The organism is Citrobacter freundii ATCC 8090 = MTCC 1658 = NBRC 12681 (assembly GCF_011064845.1).
In the GTDB taxonomy this organism is placed as follows: domain Bacteria; phylum Pseudomonadota; class Gammaproteobacteria; order Enterobacterales; family Enterobacteriaceae; genus Citrobacter; species Citrobacter freundii.
Genome location: NZ_CP049015.1, coordinates 3,855,765 through 3,873,955 on the forward strand (window position 1 = coordinate 3,855,765; position 18,191 = coordinate 3,873,955).

Annotated in this window: 15 protein-coding genes; 14 read left to right on the forward strand and 1 reads right to left on the reverse strand. The window is 47.6% G+C overall.

Annotated features, from left to right (window positions below; genetic code table 11):
* Window positions 1-2 precede the first annotated feature (2 nt).
* Entirely contained in the window at window positions 3-1,373 is a 1,371-nt protein-coding gene (locus tag G4551_RS18505; protein WP_003840287.1) for a class-II fumarase/aspartase family protein, read from the reverse strand.
* Between the two features lie 405 nt (window positions 1,374-1,778).
* Between G4551_RS18505 and G4551_RS18510 the strand changes: the two genes are divergently transcribed.
* The 14 genes from G4551_RS18510 (at window position 1,779) to G4551_RS18575 (ending at window position 18,163) form a co-directional block, all read left to right on the forward strand.
* Window positions 1,779-2,819, forward strand: a complete 1,041-nt coding sequence (locus G4551_RS18510; protein WP_016150891.1) for a porin — start codon at window positions 1,779-1,781, stop codon at window positions 2,817-2,819.
* A 10-nt stretch (window positions 2,820-2,829) separates the two neighbouring features.
* A complete protein-coding gene (locus G4551_RS18515; protein ID WP_003840292.1) occupies window positions 2,830-3,603 on the forward strand; it encodes an SGNH/GDSL hydrolase family protein in 774 nt (257 codons plus the stop codon).
* 180 nt (window positions 3,604-3,783) lie between these two features.
* Entirely contained in the window at window positions 3,784-4,701 is a 918-nt protein-coding gene (locus G4551_RS18520) for a metal ABC transporter substrate-binding protein (protein ID WP_003840294.1), read from the forward strand.
* A complete protein-coding gene (gene sitB / locus G4551_RS18525; RefSeq protein WP_003840297.1) occupies window positions 4,698-5,513 on the forward strand; it encodes an iron/manganese ABC transporter ATP-binding protein SitB in 816 nt (271 codons plus the stop codon). Before G4551_RS18520 ends, sitB begins: the two co-directional genes overlap by 4 nt.
* A 2-nt stretch (window positions 5,514-5,515) precedes the next feature.
* Complete coding sequence (sitC, locus tag G4551_RS18530; RefSeq protein ID WP_003037433.1) at window positions 5,516-6,373, forward strand: iron/manganese ABC transporter permease subunit SitC; 858 nt, start codon at window positions 5,516-5,518, stop codon at window positions 6,371-6,373.
* Window positions 6,370-7,218: an iron/manganese ABC transporter permease subunit SitD gene (sitD, locus tag G4551_RS18535; protein ID WP_003840300.1), complete on the forward strand. Its 849-nt coding sequence runs from the start codon at window positions 6,370-6,372 to the stop codon at window positions 7,216-7,218. The genes sitC and sitD overlap by 4 nt, the downstream gene beginning before the upstream one ends.
* Before the next feature lie 766 nt (window positions 7,219-7,984).
* Window positions 7,985-8,314, forward strand: coding sequence for a DMT family transporter (locus G4551_RS18540; protein WP_231501067.1), 330 nt, complete (start codon window positions 7,985-7,987; stop codon window positions 8,312-8,314).
* Window positions 8,311-8,640 carry a DMT family transporter gene (locus G4551_RS18545; RefSeq protein ID WP_008322725.1) on the forward strand — a complete coding sequence of 110 codons (330 nt, stop codon included), beginning with the start codon at window positions 8,311-8,313 and terminating at the stop codon, window positions 8,638-8,640. Before G4551_RS18540 ends, G4551_RS18545 begins: the two co-directional genes overlap by 4 nt.
* 13 nt (window positions 8,641-8,653) lie before the next feature.
* Window positions 8,654-11,032 carry a choline trimethylamine-lyase gene (cutC, locus tag G4551_RS18550; RefSeq protein ID WP_003840305.1) on the forward strand — a complete coding sequence of 793 codons (2,379 nt, stop codon included), beginning with the start codon at window positions 8,654-8,656 and terminating at the stop codon, window positions 11,030-11,032.
* Window positions 10,995-11,969 (forward strand): glycyl-radical enzyme activating protein, encoded by a 975-nt coding sequence (locus tag G4551_RS18555; protein WP_003037447.1) that lies wholly within the window; start codon window positions 10,995-10,997, stop codon window positions 11,967-11,969. Before cutC ends, G4551_RS18555 begins: the two co-directional genes overlap by 38 nt.
* A 284-nt stretch (window positions 11,970-12,253) precedes the next feature.
* Window positions 12,254-13,021: a winged helix-turn-helix domain-containing protein gene (locus tag G4551_RS18560; RefSeq protein WP_003840308.1), complete on the forward strand. Its 768-nt coding sequence runs from the start codon at window positions 12,254-12,256 to the stop codon at window positions 13,019-13,021.
* Window positions 13,018-13,497: a hypothetical protein gene (locus G4551_RS18565; RefSeq protein ID WP_003840309.1), complete on the forward strand. Its 480-nt coding sequence runs from the start codon at window positions 13,018-13,020 to the stop codon at window positions 13,495-13,497. The genes G4551_RS18560 and G4551_RS18565 overlap by 4 nt, the downstream gene beginning before the upstream one ends.
* A gap of 527 nt (window positions 13,498-14,024) precedes the next feature.
* Window positions 14,025-15,110, forward strand: coding sequence for an efflux RND transporter periplasmic adaptor subunit (locus G4551_RS18570; protein ID WP_003034211.1), 1,086 nt, complete (start codon window positions 14,025-14,027; stop codon window positions 15,108-15,110).
* Complete coding sequence (locus tag G4551_RS18575; protein WP_003034209.1) at window positions 15,110-18,163, forward strand: efflux RND transporter permease subunit; 3,054 nt, start codon at window positions 15,110-15,112, stop codon at window positions 18,161-18,163. The genes G4551_RS18570 and G4551_RS18575 overlap by 1 nt, the downstream gene beginning before the upstream one ends.
* Window positions 18,164-18,191: the final 28 nt, after the last annotated feature.

Below are 18,191 nucleotides of genomic sequence, written 5' to 3' on the forward strand. Positions count from 1 at the left end.
AATCAGGCAATATCTGCGGTTTTCACGCGATCGAACTCAGCGATAGTCTCAGCGATTAACGCGTCGTTAGCCCCGATATATGACAGCGGCTCGCAGGCGGCAGCAATTTCCGCCCCAGATAATGACGCGCGGATTTCCGGGCTAGCCTGTACGATCTCCATGAAGCTGTACTCGCCGGTTGCATGCTTCAGCAGATTTTTTACCAGGTTATAGGCGGACTCTCTGCCAATTTTGGCGGCAAGCTTCATCGTCAGCGACTCAGACATAATAAAGTGCTTTGAGCAGTCAAAATTAGCGCGCATCTTATCTTCATTAACAATGAGATGCGAAAGCAGATTCTTTGCGCGTGTCAGGCTGGTCGATAACGCATTAGAGGCCTCCGGGAGGATCGTCCAGTTTAATACCCGCATTGAGGCAGCTCGTACATCCTGTTGATCCAGCATTGCTGGCGCGCCGGAAGCATACATCCACCCCATTCTTGCCAACGTTTGCACCATATTACTGGCGCGTGGATTAACTTTGTGTGGCATGGTGCTGGATCCGCCACCGCCCTCTCCTTCGAGTACTTCTGCAATCGGCGTGCGTCCCATGGTTTCGACATCGTTGGCCAGACGACACAGCGTGCCGTGAACAAGAGCAAAAAACTGCACAACCTCAACAACCGCATCCTGGCTGGCATTATTAATCCCGCAGGGCACGTTCAGACCCAACGCTAACATCAGCCGCTGGCGCGTTTCCATTCCCTGCTTACCTACAGAAGCCAGATTCCCCACCGCACCGCCAAAAAGTCCGGTTACGGCACGCGGATACAGCTGCTGTAGTCGTGTCAGGTGGCGGTTTATCTCCGCCAGATAACTGCAAACATGAAGCCCCCACGTCGTTGCAGAGGCATCCACCGAATTGGTACGCGCAACCATTACCGTACGCGCGTGTCGTAACGCCATCGCTTTCATGGCTTCGCCAACATCAAGCAATTGCTCACGCAATAGCCGCAGCGTTTGCTGCAATCTCATCGCCATGCCTGAGTCGAGTAAATCCTGAGTGGTGCATCCCCAATGCAGAAACTGACTGACCAGCGGTGTTCCGCTGGCGGAGATCTGATCGATCAGCGGCTTTATCGCCATGCCGACCGTTTGTGTTTCCTGCGCCAAGGCTGGCCAGTCTATCTGTATTTCCCGACAGGTTTGTTCAATTTCAACGGCTGCTTGTTCAGGAATAATTCCCAACTCACTTTGCACTCGAGCGACCGCCGCCTCAAAACGCAACCAACAACGCAGCAGATTGTCGTCAGACCATATTTCCCGCATCTTATCCTGAGTGAACAATGATGAATAAAGGTCAGAATCAAATACCGTTGTTTGCTTCCCGTACATACAGCGCCTCTCCGGCTAGTGAATGCGTGATAATAGAAAATTTGATTAATCAATTTTGCGGGATTTGTCTGCCAAATTATAGGGGAAAATAGTATTCCCACCTCAATAGTAATCATGAGAATACAACATTCCCATTTTCAGCTTTTCTACCCAGTAGAAATGAGACGTACTTCACAGTAATTTTCATGATCATATATTGTTGAGCCGTAACATTTTAAAAGCCCCATAATTAAATATTAGAACCATTAATACAATAGTAAAAACAGAGATATTTATGCGTGAATAATCACATTTTATCACGAGAAAAAATGATTCCCATATCACTACCATTCCTTTTTCACGAACAATTATCCCGCTGTAAACTTTATTTATGGTCAGGAAATCAATGCTGGTTTGAGGGATGATATGAAGCTAAAAAATTATTCACTAATATTACTAATGGGTATGAGTTCCTCGGCGTTCGCCTTAAATGTGTATAATAAAGATGGAAATACGCTGGACATCTATGGCCGCGTTGAGGGTAAAATCGCGAGTGGTCAGAATTCATTTGCTGGCAGTGAAAGCCGAAGCGATTTGGGTGGACGTATAGGTATTTATCTCACGCGAGATTTGGATATTCTGCCAGAGACCAAAATCGTGGGGCGCCTGGAATGGCAGGTGCGTACCGAAAAAAATGATAACAATACCGGTGAAAGCGATATGGAGGCCCGATATTCCTATGTCGGCCTGTCAAACAAAACATGGGGTGAACTGATCACCGGGAGAACCAAAAACCCGTTGTATCAGGTAATGAAAATGACCGATAAATACAAAAATTTCACCCCTAATATCTACAGCTATGGCATTACAACCATTGATGATTCGTACCAGTTCAACCGACAGGACGGCACCGTTCAGTGGAACGCTAAATTTGCCGGCAATGAGATTCAGCTGGCATGGGTCTCCGGTAACGGCAACAGTGATAACGAAGCTCTGGATTACGGCGCGATGGCCAGCTATCGCAAGTCTTTCAAATTTGGCGACTTTAGGATTACACCTGCGATAGCGGCCAGCCGTTATAAACGACAGGACGGCGTAGTGACCACCGATGGACGTAATCAAAACGATCAAATCATGGGAGGATTACAACTCAGTTATAAAGCCTATGAAGTCGCAGTAACCGCATTACGTACGTCTATCTCTCGCGATAACAAAAGCGATAATAATTACAAAGGGATGGATTCGCTCATTTCCTACAACTTTGGCACCGTCAAGGTTCTTACCGGATATAGCTTTTTAAATGAAGATGGTAAAGATATTGCTGAAAAAGAAGACTGGCGTGCTGAAGCGCAATTAACATTGGCTAAAGACACGTGGTTATCATTTACTTACGATAAAGAGTTCGCAAGTAAGAACAAAAAGACCAATGATGATGCGCTTATCGTTGGGCTCCGTTATGATTTCTAAGAGATAAAAAATGAAAAAAATAACATTACTTGCCGCAGCGACGACTTTCGCATTAAGTAGTATCTGTGTTCACGCGGATACGTTATTAGCGCCTTCCGCACATGCGAAAATGGATGGTGAGAATAAAATTGTCGCGCTTTATGGTAACTCTTTCACTTTCTATAACAATAATATTAATACCCGCCTGCGGGATTTGACGCAGTCCTTACTGCCTGATCACGCCAAAGGCTATAAATATCGGGGGATCACGATTTCCAGCGGTCATTTAGGCTGGCAAATTGAGAATATGCGCTATCAGAACACGCTACAGAAATGGGATGTCGTCGTCCTGCAGGGAAACTCAACAGAAACGATTTCAAAGAAAGAAAGTACCCGGCAAAACTTCGTGGACTCTGCAACCCAAATGGCCGAAATGGCGCATAAAGCCGGTGCAAAAGTCGTCTATTTCATGACCTGGCCGAAAAAAGACAAACCCGAAGATAGCCAAAAACTGGCAGATGCTTATCTCTCGATTGCGCAAAAAACGGGGGGATATGTGGCTCCGGTAGGCCTGGCTTTCGAGAAAGCACGTAAAACGCACCCAGAAATTAACCTGTATTATCAAGATGGTGTACACCCTTCGATTTCTGGAACGTATCTCGCCGCCTGTGTATTTTTCGCTACTCTGTATAACCAGTCTCCGGTCGGCGGTGCGCTTCCTATTGATACAGACATGAGCCCTGGCGACGCCAAAGCCTTGCAGCAAGTGGCCTGGGAAACCGTCACTGAGTTCCAGAAGCCATAATCATCGGGTTAGTCTTCCCCCACACGCCGACAATCGTGTCGGCGTAAACGCATTATCCTCATCCATTCCTTAGCGCCCTACGCAAATAAGAATTATTTTCATTTATTTATGCCATGTGCTATATAACATAGCAAAGGCTATATTCGATGATAAATTAACCATTTTGTTGTGAGGGATACTATGCCGCATCTGCCCCATCTGAAATCGTTTCTCCTTGCCAGCGTAATCACGGCGCTGACGCTGTCTCCTGCCTGGGCGAAAGAAAAATTTAAGGTAGTAACCACCTTTACGGTGATTGCCGATATGGCGAGCAATGTGGCGGGAGATGCAGCAGAGGTCAGTTCCATCACCAAACCTGGCGCAGAAATTCACGAATATCAACCAACCCCAGGTGATATTAAACGAGCGCAAGGCGCACAGCTTATTCTCTCCAACGGTCTTAACCTCGAACTATGGTTTGCCCGCTTCTACCAAAATTTGTCCGGCGTACCAGAAGTGATGGTCTCAAACGGCGTCCAGCCAATGGGCATCAGCGAAGGACCGTACAACGGTAAACCAAACCCGCATGCCTGGATGTCAGCGGAGAACGCACTGATCTACGTGGATAACATTCGCGATGCGCTGATGAAATACGATCCGGACAATGCCGCGACCTACCAGAAAAACGCACAGAATTATAAAGCGAAAATCCAGCAGACCCTGGCGCCACTGCATACAGAACTGGTAAAGCTCCCTGCTGATAAACGCTGGCTGGTCACCAGTGAAGGCGCATTCTCCTACCTGGCACGTGATAACGGCCTGAAAGAGCTGTATCTGTGGCCGATCAATGCCGATCAGCAAGGTACGCCGAAGCAGGTACGCAAGGTAATCGATGCGATCAGAGAGCATCATATCCCAACGGTATTTAGCGAAAGCACCGTGTCCGACAAACCAGCGCGTCAGGTTGCCCGTGAGTCTGGCGCGTATTACGGCGGCGTGCTGTATGTCGATTCGCTCAGCGCTGCCGATGGTCCGGTACCGACCTATCTGGATTTACTGCGCGTCACCACGCAAACCATTGTTAACGGCATCAACAAGGGTCTGGAGAGACAACCATGAGTCACTCTGCGATTACCGTAAATCAGGTTACGGTGACGTATCGCAACGGTCATACCGCATTGCGGGACGCCACTTTTCAGGTTCCGGGCGGCTCAATTGCCGCTCTGGTCGGCGTCAACGGGTCGGGAAAATCAACGCTTTTTAAAGCGCTGATGGGTTTTGTCCGCCTGGCGCAAGGGGAAATCTCAATTCTGCAACAGCCGGTAAATAAGGCGCTCAAACAGAATCTGATCGCCTATGTCCCTCAGTCAGAAGAGGTGGACTGGTCGTTTCCGGTACTGGTGGAAGATGTGGTGATGATGGGACGCTTTGGCCATATGGGCTGGCTGCGTCGACCAAAACAGATCGACCACGCCTGCGTGGATGCGGCGCTGGCGCGGGTTGATATGCTGGACTATCGCCATCGTCAGATAGGTGAACTGTCCGGTGGGCAGAAAAAGCGAGTTTTTCTGGCAAGGGCCATCGCACAGGACGGACAGGTTATTTTACTGGATGAACCCTTCACCGGCGTGGATGTAAAAACCGAGGCCCGGATCATCGACCTGCTGCGTGAACTGCGTGATGAAGGTCGAACCATGCTGGTCTCTACCCATAATCTGGGATCCGTCACCGAGTTTTGTGATTACACGGTGATGATTAAGGGCACGGTGCTGGCAAGTGGACCAACCGATACCACCTTTACCCCCGAGAATCTCGAGCTGGCATTCAGCGGCGTACTGCGTCACGTTGCGCTGAGCGGCGGCGAACAACACGTGATTACCGACGATGAACGCCCGTTTATTTCGCGACGTGCGGCAAGCGAGGGGGAATAATCATGAACTGGCTGACAGAGCCGTTTAGTTACCAGTATATGCTCAACGCCATGTGGGTCTCGGCGATGGTCGGCGGCCTGTGCGCGTTTCTCTCCTGCTATTTGATGCTCAAAGGCTGGTCGCTGATCGGCGATGCGCTGTCGCACTCTATTGTTCCGGGCGTGGCAGGCGCTTATATGTTAGGGCTTCCCTTCGCGCTTGGCGCATTCCTTTCCGGCGGCCTGGCAGCGGGCAGTATGCTGTTTCTTAATCAGCGTTCACGCCTGAAGGAAGATGCGATTATCGGGCTGATTTTTTCGTCTTTCTTCGGTATCGGGCTGTTTATGGTGTCGCTCAATCCGATGTCGGTGAACATCCAGACCATTATTCTCGGTAATATCCTGGCAATTGCGCCGGAAGATATTCTGCAACTGGCCATCATCGGGGTTATCTCGCTGACTATCCTGTTTTTGAAGTGGAAAGATCTGATGGTGGTCTTTTTTGATGAAAACCACGCGCGCTCTATCGGTTTGAATCCGGGGCGTTTAAAACTGCTGTTTTTTACGCTGCTCTCCGTTTCCACAGTCGCCGCACTGCAAACCGTCGGTGCATTTCTGGTGATTTGCCTGGTGGTTACGCCCGGAGCGACGGCCTGGCTGCTGACCGATCGTTTTCCACGCCTGCTCACCATCGCCGTAGCTATCGGCAGCCTGACCAGCTTTTTCGGCGCCTGGCTGAGCTACTGGCTGGACGGCGCAACCGGCGGAATTATCGTCGTTCTGCAAACATTGCTGTTCCTGCTGGCATTTGTCTTCGCACCAAAACATGGTCTGCTGGCGAATCGCCGACGCGCCCGACTGGTGAACAAGGAGTCAGTATGATCTTAACAACGCTATTAGAACCCTTTCAGTTTAGCTTTATGGTCAATGCGCTGGTTATCTCCACCATTGTCGCCGTGCCCTGCGCGCTGCTGTCGGTATTTTTAGTACTCAAAGGCTGGGCGCTGATGGGCGATGCCATGAGCCATGCGGTTTTTCCAGGGATCGTTCTGGCTTATATCGCAGGCATCCCGCTGGCAATTGGCGCATTTGTCGCTGGATTGTTCTGCGCGATAGCAACCGGATACCTCGACGATAACAGCCGCATTAAGCGCGACACCATCATGGGCATTGTTTTCTCCGGGATGTTCGGTGCGGGACTGGTGCTGTATGTTTCCATTCAGTCGGAAGTGCATCTGGATCATATTCTGTTCGGCGATATGCTCGGTATATCACTGACCGATATCATGCAAACAACGGCGATCGCTTTGGGGATCGCGCTTATTATTGGGCTTAAGTGGAAAGATCTGCTACTGCATGCATTCGATCCGCATCAGGCAAAGGCCAGTGGGCTTAACACCCCCTTACTGCACTACGGCCTGTTGTGCATGATCGCCCTGACGATTGTCGCCACGCTAAAATCTGTCGGGATTATTTTGTCGATTTCTTTACTGATTGCTCCCGGCGCCATCGCGATCTTAATGACGCGAAAATTTTCTCACGCCTTGTGGCTGGCGGTGGTGATGTCGGTCATTACCTCATTTATGGGGGTGTATCTGTCATTTTTCATCGACAGCGCACCGGCTCCCACCATCGTCGTATTATTTTCCCTGCTGTTTGTGATTACTTTTATTTATGCAACCCTGCGCGATCGCCGTTTAGAACGGCAACGCCTGCATGATGTATAAATAATGATCCATAATATGTCAGCTAATGATGTTTATGCCTCTAGAGCCTCGTTTCCACATCCTGACGGGTATTATCGTTATTCCATAAGATAAAAAAGAGCAACCACGAAATGAAAGAGTAATTTGATACAAACTTCACCGGCCACACCACAATGGTAAATTAGGGTGTGGCATTGATACTTGAAGTTCATCTGTTAAAGATAAAGAAATCGACTCATTAACCAGTTTTTAATTAACTATCTAATTTTATGATCATTATTTCTCCACTCACTGAAGAAATATAATCTGCAGGTTTATAGATAAATCCATACAACATCGGCAAAGCTCATATCACACCCCAGAAAATAATTAATAATTTTTTATTAAGCCATACTAGTGCGGGTTATGGCTCCAAAATCCTTCGCCGCACCAAACACCCCATAACTGAACCATATATACACTCTAAGCATTCACGTACGCTCTTTGAGCTGCCTGGGCAGACATTAATCTCAAAGGTTAAATTACATCAACATCATTATTTAGCCTGCACTTCGGGAAATGATATCAGGCATAAAAGCAATACTGAGAGGTACTCGTCCCATATCATTAAAAGATGAAATTTAACGCTTCACAAGCAAATAAACAAAGAATAAAAAACTATAATCTCCAATTTTTTCGAATTATATGGCTAGAAAAATAAAAATACTGTTTCATGTCCGTCATCCAATCCGACCTGTAACCAGGCTCATTAATCAGGAAAGTTAATATGACGTTAAGAAAGACATACATGAAACTTGCTCTGGCTATTTTGTTCGAAATATTTGCAACAACTATGCTGGTCCTTTCTGAAGGATTTACTCGCATCCTTCCTTCTATTTTATCCATAATAGGGTATGGGCTTTGCTATTATATCCTAACTTATGTATTTCGCAGAATGCACCTTGGCGTTGCTTATGCGATCTGGTCTGGTGTGGGTATCGTCGCAGTAAATATAATTGGCGTGTTAAATTTCGGCTATACAATAAGTGGCGGCCACTTACTGGGCATGTGGTTAATCGTCGCCGGAGTTATTGTTATTAATTTTTCCGCAAAATATAAAACGATGGAAAACACATGATTCAAATAATACTCATGAGTACAACATGGTTATTTATTGCCATTCTTACTGAAGTTTTTGGTACCGCCATGCTACCCAAAACCCGACATTTTCGGAGACTCGCCCCAACCATATTTTGTGCGTTAAGTTACGTAGTTTGTTTTTATGCCCTGGGGCAAGCAATGAAATTAATGACACCAGGTATCGCTTACGCAATCTGGTGTGGTATGGGCACAGTATTAATTACTGTGATAAGTAGTATTTATTACGACATGCATACCAGCATATTTGAAAAAGCAGGTATTGCACTGATCCTGAGTGGCACGCTGCTGATGGGATTTGCATAAAAGGAGTTATTAAATGGAAAAGCAACTTACCGATCGTATTGACGCCCTGAAAGCCCAATATTTCAGCGCAAAGCCGTTTATCTCTGTTTCAAGGGCACAGGCGGTTACAGAGGTCTATAAAAACAACCCCGGGCTGGATCTGATTATGTTACGGGCACTTGCCTTTCGGCGCGCCTGCGAACGGGCACCTTTATGGATTGCCGAGAATGAGCTTATTATCAGCCACCCGGCAGGCGGTCCGCGCGGTGGAGAAGTATCACCTGAGCTCAGCTGGCGCTGGGTAGCTGAAGAACTGGATACCGTAAAAGAGCGTAAACAGGATCCCTATCAGATAAGTGACAGCGCAAAGCGTATTCTCAGAGAAGAAATCTTCCCTTTTTGGCGCGGTCGCTCGCTGGATGAAATCGCGGAAACTCAACTCCGTCATGCAGGCCTCTGGGAATGGTGCAATGAATACGGCGTCTGCGACGTAACCATTAAAACCCAGAATGGCGGAGGTGATACCTGTCCGGGTTACGACACGTTATTACTGACAGAAGGTATGGGCGGTTTGCGTGACAGGGCTATTCACGCAATTGAACAGCTAAGTTTAACCTGCGCAGAAGATATGGAACGCCACCAATTTTATCTGGCAACGAAAGAGACCTGCGATGCGGTGATCCATTACGCCCATCGTTACAGCGACTACGCCGCACAACTGGCTGATGAACAAACCGATCCTCAACGCAGAGTAGAATTGAACCGTCTCGCTGACATTTGTCGCCGTGTACCTGAACACGCGCCGCGTAATTTTTATGAGGCGCTTCAGTCCCTGTGGATTGTACAGTCTCTGTTTTGTCTTGAAGAAAACCAGACCGGTATTTCACTGGGACGCGTCGATCAGTATCTCTGGCCATTACTGGAGCGTGACCTGGCAGAAGGGACATTGACTCATGCCCACGCAGAAGAATTACTGTGTTGCTGGATGATTAAAATGGCAGAGAGTTTGTGGATCTGTAGTGAGTCTACAGCAAAATATTTCGCTGGATATCAACCATTTATCAATATGGTTGTTGGCGGGCAAAAACGTGAGGGCGGCGATGCTACTAATCAGCTGACAATGATGATTATGGCCTGCTCACGGAAATTGAAAATTTATCAACCCAGCCTGGCTGTAAGGATACATAACCAGTCGCCGTGGCACTATCTGCGGGAAATTGTGGAAGTTATCCGCGGGGGAACGGGTTTTCCGGCCTGCCATTTCGATGACGCGCATATCAAAATGATGCTGCGCAAGGGATTTGATTATGAAGATGCACGTGATTATTGCCTGATGGGCTGTGTTGAGCCTCAAAAGTCCGGAAAAATGTATCAATGGACATCTGTAGGCTATACCACGTTTACTCGGCCACTGGAACTGGCGTTTAGTAATGGTTATGGGCCACAGGGTGAGCGTATCGGTCCTCAGACCGGCGAACTGACAGAGATGACCAGTTACAACGATTTTGAAGCGGCAGTAAAACAGCAACTGGCGGCTATTACGGCTAAAGCGGCCCAAGCCACACTCATCATTCAGAAGTTGCACAGACAGTATGCCCCAAAACCGCTTATTTCCTGCCTGATTGAGGGATGCCTGGAAAAAGGTCGCGATGTTACCGCGGGCGGAGCGTGGTTAAACAACGGCCCCGGGCTTATCTGGACAGGTCTGGCTGATTTAGCGAACGGGTTGATGGCCATTAAAAAAGTGGTGTATGAGCAAGAGCAGGTCACTTTGTCTGAGCTGGATGAAGTGTTGAAAGCCAATTTTGTTGGGCATGAAGCGCTTCGCCAGCGCTGCCTGCGAGCACCGAAATACGGCAATGATATTGCAGAAGTTGACGAACTGGCGCGTTCCCTTATTCATTACACTGAGCAAGAGCATCGCCGCTATCACATGCTTTATGGCCGCTTCACGCATGGCACGCTATCTATTTCAAATAATACGCCGTTCGGACTGGCAACCGGTGCGTTACCTGGCGGCAGACTGGCTCATAAACCTCTGGCCGACGGAATAAGCCCATCGCAGCAAACCGATATCAATGGCCCGACGGCAGTGATTAACTCGGTGAGCAGGATAAACGTTGAAGAGATGGAAATCGGTATGGTGCATAACCTCAAACTAATGCACGGTATGTTGGAAAGCGATGAAGGCATTAATCAACTGATTAACCTGCTTCGCACCGCCAGTATGCTTGGTAATGGGCAAATGCAGTTTAGCTACGTCGATAATGAAGAGCTGAAGCGCGCGCAGGCACGTCCGGAGGAGTATCCGAATTTGATGATTCGTGTGGCCGGATATAGCGCATTTTTTGTTGAACTCAGCCGTGAGGTGCAGGATGAAATCATTAGCCGTACCGTTCAACATGAATGCTGAGCCGCTAACAGGCCGCGTCTTTAATATTCAGCGCTTCTCGTTACATGATGGCCCGGGTATTCGCAGCGTCGTATTCCTTAAAGGATGTCAGATGAGCTGTATTTGGTGCGCGAATCCCGAAGGATTGCGTCAGGATAATGACGTGCTGTGGCGTGCCAGTAGTTGCCAGCACTGCGGGGCCTGCGTTGATGCCTGCCAGAAAGGTATTCATCAGTGGAGTAATAAGAATCACGTTATTGATCCCAGTATGTCGTGTGATGGCTGCCGTCTTTGTGAAGAAGCTTGCCCGTCCCAGGCGCTTAAGATTGTCGGACGTCAGATGTCAGTTGATGAGGTACATCAAGAGGTCGTAAAAGATGTAGCTTATTATCAGTTATCAGGAGGAGGCGTTACGCTCAGCGGCGGTGAAGTGATGCTTCAACCGGATTTTGCAGTCCAGGTACTACAAAACTTACGCCGGGAGGGTATCCATACCGCGGTGGAAACGGCAGGGTTCGCCCCCTGGTCAGCGGTTGAGAAAGTCAGCACTGTGGCTGATCTGGTGCTCTATGATCTCAAGCTGGCGGATGACACACTTCATCAACGATTTACCGGGGTCAGTAATATCCGTATTTTACGCAATCTTGAAAAATTACTGACGTTGAATACTCCAGTACGCCTGAGGATCCCAGTAATTCCCGGCGTTAACGATTCATCACATGAAATAAATAATATGCTCCTGCTTATCAGCAATCTTACTGCCGGAAAGACATCTTTTCAGGGTATTGATTTATTGCCTTACCATGCTTACGGCGTACAAAAATACTCACTGCTGGGACGCGATTACCCGGCCAGTACTATTATCAGGAAGGGTACAGAAAGTAATGGCGCAACATTCCTTCAGATTGCAAAAGACAGAGGAATCTCCGCTACGCTTTCAACCAGCCTGGTGGGTTAAAAGAACTGTGCCGCAATTGCACAACTTTGGCTTAACAACATTACTCATTTTTTCAGCAAACTGTCTGTTATCTGTAGTGATTTTGCTTATAAGCTAATAACTGAGAATATTACTACTTCGGGCTAAATTCATTAGCAACTGTTAAATTCGTTAATAATTACCAGTTATATTGATGAGAATTTTCATAAATGTAACCAATGTACGGGAGGCAATTTAGCGCATAATCACCCGGATATCTGTGTTATAATTTTCTGTAATAACGCAGGTATCTGGTAATTGCCAATATGATTTTTTTAATTGCGGAGAAAATAAAGTTTAATCCAGAGGATGGATCGCTAACCCATTGCGCCACAAAGGAAACGGTAAAACTCACCCTAACGGCCAGCCGCTTGCTGGAAACCCTATTAAGGGCGTCAGAAGGGATACTATCACGTGAGAAATTATTAACTATGGTCTGGGACGATTATGGTTTACAGGCGTCCAATAGCAGCCTTAATCAGTATATCAGTATCTTACGTCGCGCATTATCTGCATTCGGCTGTGAAGAACTGATAATTACTGTACCGAAGATGGGGTTCAGGCTAAATCCTGACATCACACTTCAGTTAACCCAGACAGTGCCGCTCAGTATACCTGAACAGGTCACTTCTCAACGTACCGGGAAACTGTTTTCTTTAAAAAATGCGTACCTCACGATGATTATCGTTCTGACATTATTCATTTGCGGTGCGATCGTTTTTTTTAATACCGTCTCATCGGTCAGTACCAGTCACTACCCGTTGTATAAAGACAGTCTGGCGACCGGGTGCGAGGTGGTGTATATGAAAAATCTGAGTGAGCGAGATCGGGAGAAAGCCAGGAAGAATATTGCTGCCATTCTTAAGGACAATGCCGCCACCTGCGGCCCTGAACAAAAGGTGATATTTGACAGCAATGACTCCTTTACCGCGCAAAGCGCCGGGCGCACCCTTTTTTCGCTTTGCACAGCAGGAAAAAATAATCAAATTATCGCGTGTGACAACGTCTACTACCACAACTGGAAGCAATCATGAAAATTAAATGGGTAGTGTGCATGGGTCTTGTCCTGATTGCTGTCTGCCTGGGTGTTTCATTTAACTATGCCCATGGAATCAGTAACTTCAAATGTACGAATCAGTCACGCTATCGTATAACAAGAAATTCAGTGGTATATGATTTCTATGTTAAGCAAACCATTCAATTATATGAAGATAATACGGGTTTTATTTCATTTAATGGTAAGGTTTTGGGAGGCGATGTAACACAAAGCGTGAGCCGTAAAATTCTTCTGCGGGATGGTCATCAGATAGATAACCATACTCTCCAGTACCAGAATGACGGCGTTCGCAGATTACCGGCAGATCATGTTGAGGATGATATTTTTCAAATCTTACTGGCAGAAGTCAGCGGTGATGACGCAACCCTGATTTTTGAGCGAGAAAGAATTGATAACCACGCCTGGCTTATCGGTAATCCGGATGCCTGGGTTCTCACTTGTGTTGAATATTAAAACAATAAAAGCGTGACTGCAGAGTTAAATAATTAAACCTGTAATGACATTAAATCACGTCCTTTGTTTTAATATTAAATCACAGCAGTATTAAACAACATCCTGAATTTACCATACCATGTACCAGTGGCTACCCCTCATTACGGTTGCGGATACGGTATTAATTAAAAATTACATATTAAAGAATCTGTTAAGTATTAGTGAGATTGGAATTCACAATTTATCAGAGATCCGGTTTCATCTAAATATAACATTGTTATATACACAGTGATATTGAAGGCGGCGAATGAAATTTCACCAATAAGAATTTGAATTAACTTGTCCATTCCTCCGGAGTAAGGACCGTGTTGTATCTGTTTCTTCTTGTACGACAAGAATGCATGTAACTAGCGGAAAAACTAAAGGAAGTTATATACCAACCAAACTGAGTCTGCATTGTGTCAGCCTCTGGCTGGCATTCTGCTTTCATTCGCTCACATATATAACCCTACAAAATTAATTACATCATTATCGCTGAGGATATAAAATTGGCTCGTTATTTACCCCTGATTATCTTTGCCGTTTTTTTAATTACAGCGTGCGAGCAGAAAGAAATAGATTTACCCATTCAGCCTCGCACAATTAAAGTTGTGGAGGTGGGAAAGTCTGAAAAGGCCCGTCAACGTATTCTCCCCGCAAGAATTGAGTACAGTGATTCCACCGCACTATCTTTTGAACGCTCGGGCCGTATTGAATGGCTTGATATCCGCCAGGGAACTCCAGTGGCGAAAGGACAAGTGATCGCCCGGCTCTCTAGCGATGAAGCCCGGCAACGGGTAAAAGAACGGCAGACCACCGCCGACCTCGCACAGCGACAGTTTGAACGCTTCCAGGCATTGTCTGCGCGCCATGCCGTCTCACGTGATGAGATGGATGTACAACGTGCCAAAAGAGATGCTGCAAACGCGGCGCTACAGATCGCTCGTGAAGAACTGAACCAAATGATACTCACCGCCCCGTTCTCCGGTATCGCTGTCAGTGTAAATGCTCGAAGCCATCAGGTTGCGACAGCCGGACAAACTATCGCCACTCTGGCTCGCACCGACATGCTCGATGTGGCATTCAGCGTACCGGAAAACCTGTTTACCGCAATGGACATTCGCAATGTGACCTATCGACCACTGGTGCAAATCACTGCACTGCCTGGCCGCCAGTTTCAGGCTGATTACAAAGAGCACTCGGCTAGCAGCAACAATAACACGCTCACCTGGAAGATGATTTTAACCATGCCACGACCGTCTGACTTCCCTGCTGTTGCTGGGGTCAGTGGTACGGTCACCATCGATCTGTCAAAACTGCCAGTCAGTACCTTGCGTGAAAAGCTGGTCGTGCCAGTTGAAGCTGTGTTTAACCCGGACAACAGCCCACTCAATCACCCCCACGTCTGGGTGGTAAAGGGCAGCGGCGAGCAGCTTACGCTGGAAGAACGCAGTGTAACCACTGGTGAACTCACCGAGGGCGGTATCGTAATAACCCACGGTCTAACAAACGGTGAGCGGGTGGTCGCTGCCGGGGTGAATGAAATACATGCTCAGCAGCAGGTCCGTATCTGGACACGTGAAGGGGGACTGTAATGGATATCTCCCGACAGTTTATTAATAATCCCGTCCGTGTCTGGCTGCTCATTCTGTTACTAGGTATCGGCGGTATTTTTGCACTACTTAACATCGGTCGTCTTGAAGATCCAGAGTTTGCTATTAAAAGCGCCGTGGTTGTTACCCTCTATCCAGGGGCATCCGCCGAGCAAGTAGAAGAAGAAGTAACACTGCCACTGGAAAAAGCCCTGCAGCAACTGCCCTATCTGGATAACATCAGTTCGATTTCATCCAACGGGATGTCGCAAATCACAGTGAACATCGCTTCGCACTACCACTCGGATAAATTACCCCAAATCTGGGACGAATTACGTCGTCGGGTAGGTGATGCAGGACGCGTATTTCCGCCTGGTGTCATGCAGCCTTTCGTAAACGATGATTTTGGCGATGTTTTTGGATTTTTCTTCTCAATTTCCGGTGACAATTTCAGCAATAAAGAGCTTGCACAATATGCCGAACAGCTGCGACGTGAGCTGGTACTGGTGCCTGGCGTAGGCAAGGTCATGACCGGAGGAATCATAACGTCACAGATCAATGTAGAGGTGTCACTGATAAAAATGGCTGCGCGCGGCATCACGCCGGCTCAGCTATCCGCTGCGCTGAGTCGACTGAATGTTGTGTCAAACGCTGGGGTGATAAAATCTGGTACAGAATCAATCCGTATACATTCCACTGGCGAATTCGAAAATCTTGATGAACTGGGCCATCTACTTGTTAGCCCAGCGGGTGACAGCGCCAGCACACGCCTGAAAGATATAGCCACACTCACGCGCGGTCTCGCTGATTCGCCCTCCAGCATTTATCACGCCAACGGTCAACCCGCCGTGATGATGGGGGTATCATTTATACCCGGCGTGAATGTGATTGACGTGGGACAAGCGCTGAAATCTAAGTTACTACAGATGTCTGAGGAAAAACCCGCCGGTATACAGATCGGTGTATTTTACGACCAGTCTGCTGAAGTGGCATCTTCAGTAAATGGCTTTCTTACTAATTTTCTAATGGCGCTAACGATAGTCATCGGAATATTGGTGATATTCATGGGGCTGAGCAGCGGCATTATTATAGCCCTGTCATTAGCGCTCAATGTGCTGGGCACGTTGTTTATTATGTATCTGTGGGGACTTGAGCTTCAGCGCATCTCCCTGGGGGCGCTGATAATCGCGCTGAGTATGCTGGTAGATAATGCGATAGTGGTTGTGGAGGGATTACTCATTTCGCGTCAGCAGGGCGTGTCAGGGGTAAAAGCGCTAAACTTAATTATTCGGCGATCCGCACTTCCGCTGTTGGGAGCCACAATTATTGCTATCCTGGCATTTGCTCCTATTGGCCTGTCACAGGACTCAACGGGCGAATACTGTAAATCGCTGTTTCAGGTATTGTTAATTTCACTGATGCTGAGCTGGTTCACGGCCCTAACCATTACGCCAGCACTGGTTAAATGGTGGCTATTTAAAACCGAATCCCCTCTTAAGCAGCCATCAGAATTCGCTCCCTATAGTGGCAGTTTTTACCGACTCTATCAGCGTATCCTGAATACACTGTTGGCACACAAAACAGCCACACTTTCAGTCATGGCAGTACTGCTGGCGTTGGCAATCTGGGGCTTTGGCTCGGTACGACAAAATTTCTTTCCTTCAGCCAGTACACCGATTTTTTTTGTGGATCTGTGGCTACCTTATGGTTCGGACATCACCTCCACGGAAAAGATGGCTAGTGATATTGAAAAAATAATTGACGGTCGCCCGGGCGTGGTTTCCACGGTGTCAACGATAGGTCATGGCAGCATGCGGTTTATCCTGACTTACAACGGTCAGCGCCAGTACAGCAATTACGCACAAATCATGGTAAGAATGGACAATGAGCGCAATATTGGGGTACTGACGAGCCAGTTGGATACCGTTATCGCGCAGGATTACCCGCAGGTCAATGCCAGTACCAATCGCGTGATGTTTGGCCCTGCGGGCAGTAGCAGTATTGAGGTACGCATCAGAGGGACAGCGCCCGATATCATGCGCCAGATTGCCAGCAAAGTAAGTACTATTCTGGCCGACAATCGCGATACCAGTAGTGTAAGTAACGACTGGCAAAACCGCAGTAAAGTCATTCGCCCACAATATAATCCAGTGCTCGGTCAAGAGTTAGGTGTGGATAAAAAAGAAGTAGATGACGCGTTGGAAATGAATTTTTCCGGCAGTCGCATCGGGCTATATCGCGAAGGCACGGATATGATGCCGATAGTGGTGCGTCCGCCCGAAAACGAGCGGCATGACATTAATCATCTTAATAATGTCCAGGTCTGGAGCCAAAATCAGCAACGCTACATTCCGCTCAGTAACGTGGTCGATGGGTTCATATTACAGTGGGAAAATCCACTGATTCTGCGTCGCGATCGCAGCAGGGTTATGACCATCATGACCAACCCTGACCCACTGAGCAATGCCACTTCCGCCGATATTCTGGCACGCGTTCGCCCACAGATTGAACAGATTCCGTTGCCGCACGGTTACAACATTACGTGGGGAGGAGATGCGGAAAGTTCAAGCGAGGCACAGCAAGGCCTGTTCTCTACCCTGCCGTTAGGTTATCTGGTGATGTTCACCATTACCGTGTTGATGTTTAGTTCGCTGAAAAATGCTTTCGCCATCTGGCTTACCGTGCCGCTGGCATTAATTGGCGTCACAACAGGGTTTTTACTTATCGACATTCCGTTTGGCTTTATGGCCCTGATAGGTTTGCTGAGTCTGAGTGGAATGTTGATCCGTAACGGGATTGTCCTGGTTGAGGAGATTGAGCATCAGAAACAGGTGAAGCCGCAACATGAAGCGCTTATATCCGCCGCCACTTCACGTTTACGTCCTGTTCTGCTCACAACCTTCACCACTGTACTGGGTTTCGCGCCGCTGCTGAGGGATGTCTTTTTTCAGGGCATGGCCGTGGTTGTTATGTTTGGTCTGGGTTTTGCGACAATCCTTACCTTAATGGTTCTGCCGGTCCTCTATGACTGCCTGCACCGTCCGGAGACACCATGAAACATCACGGGGTAAATGTTAAAAATCG